Source organism: Desulfoluna sp. HI9BLuna, from assembly GCF_056829775.1.
This window is the reverse complement of record NZ_CP186555.1, coordinates 2,957,420-2,965,398: the sequence shown is the minus strand read 5'-3', so window position 1 is coordinate 2,965,398 and position 7,979 is coordinate 2,957,420. Positions and strand designations below refer to the sequence as shown.

Below are 7,979 nucleotides of genomic sequence, written 5' to 3'. Positions count from 1 at the left end.
ATCCCCGCACATTGCAGCGACTGCGACTATTCTTCACATCCCTCCTCAGACTCCGGCCCTTTCCCCTGCCCGGCATGAACACGATCTGGTTTTACGTCTCAAGAAACGTATAACCCTTGCACCTCTCCGACCCGATTCCCGTCGAGCCATTTTTTCATCGTGCCCAGATTTACATTGGCACGCAATATGCTTACTTTTACCTGTGACCTCACAAAAGGCCTGATCACCTCCAGGATAACGGACGGACCCCCTCAATGATACATCACAGATACAGGATGTTACCCCAGCGAGAGACCCGCCACGAGGCATAGGCCCCTGGAATACACGCATCAACACCCGATGCACATCATGTGCTCTCATATGCATGAGGCGCCTCGGGACCAACATTTTCGGAGAGTAACAGATGCAGATTGCGACACTTATTGAACAGGTTTCTGCACACAACGGCTGGAACATGGCCCTGGCAGGCATCATTATCGTCTTTTCCTGTCTCGTCATCCTGGCCCTGGCCATTTCCCGCATCCATAAAATTCTTGAGTTTATCGAGAACCGGGACCAATTGCGCCTCAACATACGTCAATTCTTTATGGGCCGCGAAAAAGAGAAACAGGTGGCGTCCCTCCTGACCCCCAGCCTGGAGCTGGAGGCGGCCCGCTACAAGCGTCTCACCCCCTTCTTAGGGGAGAGCTTCAGCCTCAAAGGGCTCATCCGTTTTGCCGAAGGCCGGGGCATCACCAACCCGCCCCCGGAAAAGATGGTTCGCCAGTTCCTTGAGGTGGGCCTGCTGAAAAAAGAGGTGCGAAACCTCTTTACCTGGGAAGAATCTGCGGCCAAGTAGCCCGGGCCACTGAAGGGCCCTTTGCCCGCACCGCCCGACCCGAGACCAATCCCGCAACGCACGGCCCCTTCCGGTCGCCGTTGCTAAAAAGCGAAGGATGAGAACGCGCCCGCCGACCGTCACGTTCCGGCGATCCGCCGCCTCATGAAGACATAGACAACTTATGGAAGATCTGTTTTTACAGTTTTTAAACAACACCGGGTTCGCCCTGGTGGACTACCGCCAGATCATCATGCTCTGCGTGGGCTCCCTCTTTATTTACCTCGGCATCGCCAAGCACTACGAGCCCCTGCTCCTGGTGCCCATCGGTTTCGGGATCCTCATGGGCAACATCCCCGTCATCCACGGCATGGGGCTCAGTATCTACGAAGAGGGCAGTGTCCTCAGCTACCTCTACTACGGGGTGACCAAGGGCATCTACCCGCCCCTGATCTTCATGGGCATCGGCGCCATGACCGACTTTTCCACCATGCTGGCCCGGCCCTCCCTCATGCTGCTGGGAGCCGCGGCCCAGGCGGGTATCTTCATCACCTTCCTGGGAGCCCTCATGCTCGGATTCGGTCCCGGTGAGGCCGCTTCCATCGGCATCATCGGCGGTGCGGACGGCCCCACGGCCATCTTCCTCACCTCCAAGCTGGCGCCCAAGCTCATCGGCCCCATTGCCATCGCGGCCTACTCCTACATGGCCCTGGTCCCGGTGATCCAGCCCCCCATCATGAAGCTCCTCACCACCAAGAAGGAACGCCTCGTGAAGATGCGGGAGCCCCGAAAGGTCTCCAAAAAAGAGCGCATCATCTTTCCCATTGTCGGGCTGATCTTAAGCTGCCTGCTGGCCCCGGCCGCCCTGCCCCTTCTGGGCATGCTCTTCCTCGGGAACCTCCTGAAGGAAGCCACGGTCACCGAGCGCCTGGCCGAAGCCGCACGCAACACCGTCATCGACACGGTGACCATCCTGTTGGGTATCACCGTGGGCGCGAGCACCCAGGGGGACATCTTCCTCACCAAAGAGTCCATCGGTATCTTTGTTCTGGGGGCCCTCTCCTTTGGCGTTGCCACGGCCTGCGGCCTGCTCTTTGCCAAGGGCATGAACCTCTTCCTCAAAGAGAAGATCAACCCCCTCATCGGCGCTGCCGGCGTCTCGGCTGTGCCTGACTCAGCCCGGGTGGTCCACACCGTGGCCCAGCAGGAGGACCCCACGAACTTTCTCCTCATGCACGCCATGGCCCCCAACATCTCCGGGGTTATCGGCTCTGCCATCGGCGCAGGGGTTCTCTGGAGTTTTCTCAGTTAAAAAAAAGCCCCCGGCGATCCCGCCGGGGGCTAAGCTTTTCCCCCATCTCTAACAGGGTTTGACACACAGGTTTTTGCAGGCGGCGCAAGCCGGCCTGCCTTCTGTTGGCTAACCACGGCTTTCGGCCCAGTTGAGCAAGTAAACCAGTTTACAGGGAGCTTTGTATTGACACAAGCGGCCCGCCGAAGGCCTACCGCAAGGAGCGAAAAGACGTTCTATTATGAAAAAAGTCAGCGATAAAATCCTCGATCTGAAACAACGAAAGCACCTCATCATGCAGATGGGGGGCAAAAAAGCGGTGGAAGCCCACAAAGCCAAGGGCAAATTCACAGCCCGAGAACGGTTGGACCTCTTTTTCGACCGGAACACCTTCCGGGAGGTGGACATGTTCGCCACCCACCGCTGCACCAACTACGGCATGGAGGAAGTGTCCATCGCCAGCGACGGCGTGGTCTGCGGCTACGGCCTGGTGGACGGTCGCCCGGTCTACGCCTATGCCCAGGACTTCACCTCCCGGGCGGGAAGCTTAGGGGAAGTCCAGGCACGGAAGATCTGCAAGGTCATGGACATGGCCATGAAGTCCGGGGTGCCCATCGTGGGCATCAACGACTCGGGCGGTGCCCGCATCCAGGAGGGCATCGACGCCCTGGCCGGTTTCGGGGAGATCTTCTTCCGAAACTCCGCCGCCTCAGGCGTCATCCCCCAGATCTCCGCCATCATGGGACCTTCGGCGGGCGGCGCCGTCTACTCGCCTGCCATGACCGACTTCATCTTCATGGTGAAAAAGACCAGCCACATGTTCATCACCGGCCCCGAAGTGATCAAGTCGGTCACCGGGGAAGACGTGGACTTCGAGACCCTGGGCGGCGCCGACACCCACGCCACCAAGAGCGGTGTGTGTCACTTTGCCTGCGAAGACGAAACCGAAGCCATCAGCGACATCCGAAAGCTCCTCTCCTACCTGCCGTCCAACAACATGGAGGATCCCCCCCTGATCAAGGGCGAGGACTCCGGGCGCCGCTACATTCCCGAGCTGGACACCATCATCCCGGATTCGCCCTCGGCGCCCTACGACATGCGCGCGGTGATCCGCCACCTCGTGGACGACGGCTCCATCTTCGAGCCCCACATGACCTACGCCCCCAACATCATCACCTGCTTTGCGCGCTTAGGGGGACGAAGCATCGGCATCATCGCCAGCCAGCCCAACGTTCTGGCCGGCTGCCTGGATATCAACGCATCGGACAAAGCGGCCCGGTTTATCCGGTTCTGCGATGCCTTCAACATTCCCATCCTCACCATTGCCGACGTTCCCGGGTTTCTCCCAGGCACCCAGCAGGAGTGGGGAGGCATCATCCGCCACGGCGCCAAGATGCTCTGGAGCTACGCCGAAGCCACCGTGCCCAAGCTCCTGCTCATCACCCGGAAAGACTACGGGGGCGCCTACATTGCCATGAGCTCCAAGCACCTGGGCACAGACTTCGCCTTTGCCTGGCCCTCGGCAGAGATCGCGGTCATGGGTGCCGAAGGCGCGGCCAACATCATCCACCGCCGGGAGATCAAGGATGCCCTGGACCCCGACGAAAAGCGCCGGGAGAAGGTGGAAGAGTATCAGGAGCTCTTTTCAAACCCGTACGTGGCAGCCCAGCGGGGCTATGTGGACTCGGTCATCGTCCCCTCGGAGAGCCGGGTACGGCTCATGGAGGCCCTGGAGATCTGCTCCACCAAACGTGAGATGCGGCCGCCCAAAAAACACGGCAACATCCCCCTTTAAGGAGCTGTCATGGAGACCCACGCACGAAAGCAACTCGAACTCAGGAAAAAAGCGGCCATCAGCGCTGTCCTCACCCTCTTGGCCACCGAACAGGCAGAGGAGACCGAGCCCGTCGTGGCTGAGCGGTCCAATGCCTGGGGCCTTTCCGGGCGCAGCCAGAGCATGGAGCTGAGAAACCTCATGCAGCTGCGTTCCCTGGGGCGCAGGTAACCGGTGGCCCCGTCACCGTGAGGCAGAACCCAACACCCACTCGTCACGCGGGCCCCGTCCGCCAGTGATATAAGGCCGGACCCTTCGCGAACCCTAGCGCCGGAAGACCCACACGTCATGGCGCAGGAGGAACCACAGGAGCACAACGATAAATATGAGCCAATCAACCATTCGAATATACGACACCTCGTTCACCGCCGGACAGGAGAGCCTCCTCTCCGGCCTCATGCGCACGTCTGAGATGGAACGCATCGCCCCCTTTCTCAACCGAGCCGGTCTCTACGCCGTGGAGGCAACCCGGGGGTTCTCCTTCAAGCACACCCTGGCCGAACTCAACGAGAACCCCTTCGGTCGCATCCGGGCCATCAAACGGGCCATGGACGACACCCCCGTTGCCATGACCCTTTCCGCCCTTCACATGGCCGGGCGATCCGCCGCCCCCCTGGACCTGATGAAGGCCTTCCTGGGCAGCGCCTTTGAAGCCGGCGTCTCCATTTTCCGCATCTTCGATCCGGTGAACGACCTGAGGAACCTCTCCGCACCCCTGGAAACCGTTAAGGAGCTGGGAGCAACGGCCGTTGCCGCCATCCTCATCCCCACCTCGGGAAAGCGCACCCCCTTTGACGAGATCGCCCAGATCGCCGTCCGCATCCAGGCGCTCGGCGCCGATGCCGTCTGCCTCATGGACACCGAAGGTTTCCTCTGCCCGGACAGCACCAGAAAACTTGTGAGCCGTGTCAACGAAGCGGTCTCCATCCCCGTGCACCTCTCCATCGCCAACACCGCCATGTGCGGCACGGCCGCGGCCCACGCCGCCTTTGAGGCCGGGGCAGCCGTTGTGGAAGCCGCCCTCTCCCCCTTTGCCGACGGCGGGGTCACCATCCCCTCCGAAGGCCTCATCAACTCGCTCAACATGGCCCGTGAAGGCGCCCTGGAACCCCTGTGCGAAGCCGCCGCCCTCTTTGAAGAGGAGATCCGCCCCCGGCACCTGAGCACCCTGATGAAGCGTTCCAACCTCCACCTGCGCAGCCTGGCCCTGAAATACCGCATCCCGGTGACCACCCTGCGCGTGGCCGTGAACCAGCTGGCCGAGATCGACAAATCCGATCTTATGGACAAGGTGGTGGCCGAGATCCTTGCCGTGCGAAACGACCTGGGCAACATCGCCCTGAAGTTCCCCCTGGATGAGATGGTGGTGACCCAGTCCATCAACAACGTGGTCTTCGACAACGTGGAAGCCCGCTACTCTATCGCCACCACAGCGGTGAAGGACCACTGCTACGGCATGAACGGCCGCCCGACCGCAGCCATTGACCCGGCCATCGTAAAAACCGTCCTGGAAGGCTACCCCAGGGGCGAGGCCCCCACCACCGAATTTCCCCCGGAACTTCTCCCCGCCGCCCTCAAGGGTGAGGAAGGCCGCAACCCCCTGGCCAACGGCCTGGAGGACGAGGTGATCATGGCCCTCTTCCCCGTGGAAGGCAAACGCCACCTGGAGTGGCAGAAAGGGGTGAAGCGCGTTCCGGAAGGGGCCAAGTTCCTCTCCCTGGAAGAGGCCCTGGACCGCGCCGCCATCGCGGAAAAGATCCTCGACGGGGACATGGACGCCCTTGCCCGGAAGTCCAACGCCCCGGACCAGAGCCCCTATGCAAGGACTTTCAACGTCTTTGTGGGCGGTGACCACTTTGAAGTGGCCGTGGACGAGGTGGGAGGCCCCACCGTCCTGAGCCACGCCCCGGTGGCTGCCCCCGCGGCCCCGGCCGCACCGGCCCCGGTTGCTCCGGCACCCGCCCCGGCCCAGCCCGCGGCTCCGGCCCCTGCGCCCGCGCCCAAACCTGCGGCACCGGCCCCTGCGCCCGCCGCCCCCAAACCCTCTGCAGCACCTGCCGCAGGAGGAGGGGCCACCCTCACCGCCCCCATGCCCGGTGTGGTTCTCCGCTACGAGAAAAAGCCCGGTGACAAGGTGGAAAAAGGCGACGTGGTCGTGGTCCTGGAAGCCATGAAGATGGAAAACGTCCTCTCGGCTCCAGCCTCCGGCACCGTCGGGGACCTCCCCTGCCGCGAAGGAGACACCGTCTCCACCGGCGATGTCCTCTGCGTTATCGAGTAAGCACTACCCGCCGCACACACGAAAGCCCCCCTGGCGCATGGCGCCAGGGGGGCTTTCACGTTTGTACCCCGCCTCTTTCTTTGCCCAGGTGTCTCAATCGTCTTTACTCCGCGAAGTGTACCCGTATATGGGTTTTCATGACCGTTACGATTCTTCGGCGGTGCGCAAGCACACACTGCCCCATGGCCCTGATTTATTTCTCACCGGCTACACTATTCAACACCCTGAACTCACAGAACATTCGCCATTCATTTTTGCCTTTTTGCCGTACATGCCCGTCACCGGGTGCACACGCCATGGCCATGCCGGCCCCACGGGCTTTTTTCTATCCAACTGATATCAATAGATATTTCATTTTTGCGCCTCCCTTGGCACGCCTTTTGACTCTATCCTTCCAACGAAAGCAAATGCTTATGGCCCCAACGCTGCGGCTTGCCGCATCCGGGACCGACATTCAACCAGAACCTACCTGGGCCAGATCTTCACAGCCCTGAGATCCGGAAGCCAAAGGCCCGGAAGGCGCGCCGGGCATGACAGCGTCCTGACCACGGCACGGAAGCTCACCCACAGACAAAGGAGGCACGCCATGTACGACATTGAAATCGGCAACACCGACCTGTCGGTGCTGAAGCAGTACCTCACCGACCTCAAAAAACGAAGCACCGTGCGAACCCATCGCAAGGCGCTCAAGAAGGTCAAGCGTCAACTTGAGCGGATCTTCTCCACCAAGAACCCCACGCTCCCGGCCATCCCCTGGGGCTACTGATTCCACCCGGCCCGGGTGCGTTCCCACGTAAACAAAAAAGGCCCGGCACAAAACGGTCTTTCCGTCTTTTGCCAGGCCTTCCCCCACTCTCTGTACGTGAAACGCACCCGGGCCCTTACCCTGCGTCTTCCCCTTCCCTTGGCAACACCCCGTGCAGAATCTCAAAATGATCGAAGGGCGGCATGATGCACACGCCGTCATAGCATTTCCGGGCGGCGGCCAACAGGTCGCGGGCCAGGCGAATCCCCTCGGCCGTGGGGTTCCCGGCCGTTGCCATGGCGCTCCTCACCTCATCGGGCACCTCAATGCCCGAGACCTTGTGGTGAAGAAAGGCGGCATGGCGGAACGTGCGCAGGGGAAGGATTCCGAGCATGACCGGAATCCCCAGGGGGGTGAGGGCGCCTGCCAGGATGTCGGCATCCCCCGGGGTATAGACAGGCTGGGTCACCACGAACTGAGCCCCGGCAGCAACCTTCTCCTTCAAGCGCTTGACCGCGATACCCAGGCGCAGCTCGTCGGTGAAGGGGTTCATCACCACTCCGACCTTTAACCCGGCCTGCCTGGCCATGCCGATGAGCTCCGTGAGGGAGATATCCCGAACCGAACTGGTCATGCCCTTTTCGGCCAGGGGCACAAAGTCCCCGGTCATGGCCAGCACCGTGGTAATGCCCAGGGCCTTTGCCCCCCAGAGGATCCCCTGGAGGCTCAACCGGTTGTGGTCCCGGGTGGTGACATGGAGGGTGGCGGGCCGTTTCAGTTCGTCCTGGAGAATTCGGCACAGGGAGAGGGCATCCATGCGGGGCTTGGCCACCGGATTGGTGGCCACGCTGAACCCGGTAAAGGAAAGGTCATTGATCCCCTCAAGGGCCGTAAGTAACGGTTCCACATCGGCCCCGGCCGGAGGCACCACCTCCACCACCACCTCAAACCTGTTGTGTGTCATGGGTCGGCTCCGTTTCGATCCTGTGAAAGAGCCCTGCTCAGGCGGCA

The 7,979-nt window shown here is 61.5% G+C and carries 7 protein-coding genes; 6 read left to right on the top strand and 1 reads right to left on the bottom strand.

Features of this window, described 5'->3' with window-relative positions; all coding sequences use genetic code 11:
- The first annotated feature begins 403 nt into the window (after nt 1–403).
- The 6 genes from ACOYW0_RS12040 to ACOYW0_RS12015 all read left to right on the top strand — a co-directional run bounded on the left by ACOYW0_RS12040 (nt 404) and on the right by ACOYW0_RS12015 (nt 6,989).
- Nucleotides 404–838, top strand: coding sequence for a hypothetical protein (locus ACOYW0_RS12040; RefSeq protein WP_180138430.1), 435 nt, complete (start codon nt 404–406; stop codon nt 836–838).
- Between the two features lie 163 nt (nt 839–1,001).
- Complete coding sequence (locus tag ACOYW0_RS12035; RefSeq protein ID WP_180138428.1) at nt 1,002–2,129, top strand: sodium ion-translocating decarboxylase subunit beta; 1,128 nt, start codon at nt 1,002–1,004, stop codon at nt 2,127–2,129.
- Nucleotides 2,130–2,349: 220 nt separating this feature from the next.
- The gene (locus tag ACOYW0_RS12030; RefSeq protein WP_482418663.1) at nt 2,350–3,903 is read left to right on the top strand and encodes an acyl-CoA carboxylase subunit beta; all 1,554 of its coding nucleotides are present in this window, start codon (nt 2,350–2,352) and stop codon (nt 3,901–3,903) included.
- 9 nt (nt 3,904–3,912) lie between these two features.
- The gene (locus ACOYW0_RS12025) at nt 3,913–4,113 is read left to right on the top strand and encodes a hypothetical protein (protein ID WP_180138425.1); all 201 of its coding nucleotides are present in this window, start codon (nt 3,913–3,915) and stop codon (nt 4,111–4,113) included.
- Between the two features lie 154 nt (nt 4,114–4,267).
- A complete protein-coding gene (locus ACOYW0_RS12020; RefSeq protein WP_482418662.1) occupies nt 4,268–6,223 on the top strand; it encodes a biotin/lipoyl-containing protein in 1,956 nt (651 codons plus the stop codon).
- A 586-nt stretch (nt 6,224–6,809) separates the two neighbouring features.
- Nucleotides 6,810–6,989, top strand: a complete 180-nt coding sequence (locus ACOYW0_RS12015) for a hypothetical protein (RefSeq protein WP_482418661.1) — start codon at nt 6,810–6,812, stop codon at nt 6,987–6,989.
- A 115-nt stretch (nt 6,990–7,104) separates the two neighbouring features.
- Here ACOYW0_RS12015 and ACOYW0_RS12010 read toward each other — a convergent pair whose 3' ends face one another.
- A complete protein-coding gene (locus tag ACOYW0_RS12010) occupies nt 7,105–7,932 on the bottom strand; it encodes a methylenetetrahydrofolate reductase (RefSeq protein ID WP_482418660.1) in 828 nt (275 codons plus the stop codon).
- Nucleotides 7,933–7,979 lie beyond the last annotated feature (47 nt).